This is a genomic window from Stenotrophomonas sp. P5_B8, from assembly GCF_054049855.1.
This window is the reverse complement of record NZ_JBFULO010000544.1, coordinates 1-2,132: the sequence shown is the minus strand read 5'-3', so window position 1 is coordinate 2,132 and position 2,132 is coordinate 1. Positions and strand designations below refer to the sequence as shown.

At 64.0% G+C, this 2,132-nt stretch carries 1 protein-coding gene; it reads right to left on the bottom strand.

What is annotated here, in order from left to right; translation table 11 throughout:
• Positions 1–1,714 (bottom strand): autotransporter outer membrane beta-barrel domain-containing protein (locus ACXJKH_RS19150; protein WP_457321746.1); only part of this gene is annotated, 1,714 nt, incomplete at its 3' end.
• Positions 1,715–2,132: the final 418 nt, after the last annotated feature.

Below are 2,132 nucleotides of genomic sequence, written 5' to 3'. Positions count from 1 at the left end.
TGGAGGTGCTGGTGGCATTGCCGCTGGACAGCATCACGCCCGCGCCGCTGCCGGCGTCATTGCGCCACACATCCGCGCCAACGCTCAGGGACTGGCTATTGCCGTGCACATCAAGCTGGCGGCCGACCGCATCGAAACCGGTGCGTGACCCATCTACCCGTGCCCAGGCGCGGCCGCTGTTCTGGCCGGCGTGACGGTCGTGATAGCCCAGGCGGAACAACGTCTGCGTTGCCTGCAGATTGGCCAGGTAGGCGCCACCTTCCGGGCGCAGCACAGGTACCGGCGGCTCGACCGGATTCACGGGATCGACCGGATCGACCGGATCAACGCCACCGCCGCAACCGGGCAGTGTCGGGTCGGCATCGCAGGGGTCCGGTGCAGTCGGCAGCTGGGAGCGCAGATACCAGTTGCCCGCATTCTTGAACAAGAAATAGTCGTACTGCCCGCCGACCGCGCGGCCCACCAAGTCAAACTGGCCGTTAGAGGCGCTGGCCACGGTAACGAGTTCAATGCCATTGATCGTCTGCGCACCGGCCCCGCCCACGTTGTTGACCCGCACGTTGGTCTGGCCGCTGGTGTCGCCGCCGATGACCAGCTTATCCGAGGCGGCATCGTCGCCGGCCAGCACGGTGTTGAACAGCAGCGTGCCGCCGTTGCCGGTGTAGTTGCCGGTGACGTTGAGGGTGTGGAAGGCGCTGCCGTCGCCGAGAGCGACTTCGCCGCCAGCGCCCAGCGCCAACGTGCCCGTGGAGCTGTTGTCACTGAGCTGCCAGCGTGCGTTGTCCACGCGCATCGAGGTGATGTCACGGGTAGCACCGGTCAAGCCGGCGCCATTGCTGAGCGCCACATCGAGGGTGCTGCCAACGGTGTTGAGAATATTGCCGGTGAGGCGCGAGTCGTCGATGTTGAAACCGATGATGGCATCTGGGGCTTCGACAAACAGCAGGTTCCCGTTACCGCCAGCGAGTTCGCCGTTGTTCCTTACGGTAAAGACCGCGGCGGTCGGCGGGGAGGTTGTGGCGCGCGAGGGCGCGACGTAGATCCCCGATCCGGTACCGCCTTCGACGCGTGATGCATCGATCACGACATTGGATGACCCGCCTACATTGGTGTCGACCGCATACATGCCATCTCGCGCACCGATCACGGCGCTGCCGTTACCGATGAGAACATCCGCCGTACCGATCACCAGCAGCCCATTGCCACCAGTCAGAGTCATTGAGCCATTGGCAAGCCCTTCCACCCGTGTGGCATCCAGCGTGAGTAATGCTCTCTGGCCCGCCTCGGTGGTTGAGACGCTTGCCCCCAAGCCAAGGCCGGTGAGCGTGCTCCTGCGTACCGTCGCTTCGGACGAGGGCAGCCCGCCGGTGAAGGTGGATGCCAGCGACAATGCCCGGCCAGTGGCATTGCTGATTACAGAGTCCTGGATGTCAGCCTGAGAGTTAGAAAGGCGGATGGCACCTGTGCTGGTATTGCCCGTGACCTGGCCACCTGACAAGTTAAGGATTGAGCTGTCAGTGGCGTTGATGCTCAGCGTCTGGCCGCCCGGAAGGACCTGTAGGTTCGCCCCGGTCAATGCCCAACCCTCCGCCGTATCGCCGGGCTGAACCGTCCCGGATTGGCCCGGTGTCAGTGTGGCCGCCTGTGACGTRGCGGTGAGGGCAAGGGTGGCTGTGATGGCAACCGAGAGGGTGGTGCCTACTGCGAAATTCATAATGATCTCCAGGGGGGGCGCACCGTGCGGATCAATGAGTAACCCCGTACGGTGAAATAAATGTGATCGGCCGCGCTTCTAGGTAGCGCAGTACCACGGCCACGTCGCCTCATCGGGGGGGCAGAGCGGAGCGGAGCGCAGTGTGCGCGGTCGAGAAAGTGTGATCCATGCAACAAATTGCAATTGATCAGGCGAATCTGAACAGGTGGAGGTTTGGCGCTGCGCAGGCAGCTGTTGACCTAGCGCGCGCACTCGTCTCCCCTCCACGCCTGCGCACTTCTTGGGGTGCTTTTTCCGCACTTCCTGCAGCACGGCCCAGCCCCCGCCCTGTATGGGTCTTTGCCAGCCTTCAGGGACCGACCGGCCCTGCGGTTCCCTGCGCGAGAGGGGGCGTTTTCGGACCTTCCCATGCCTGAGC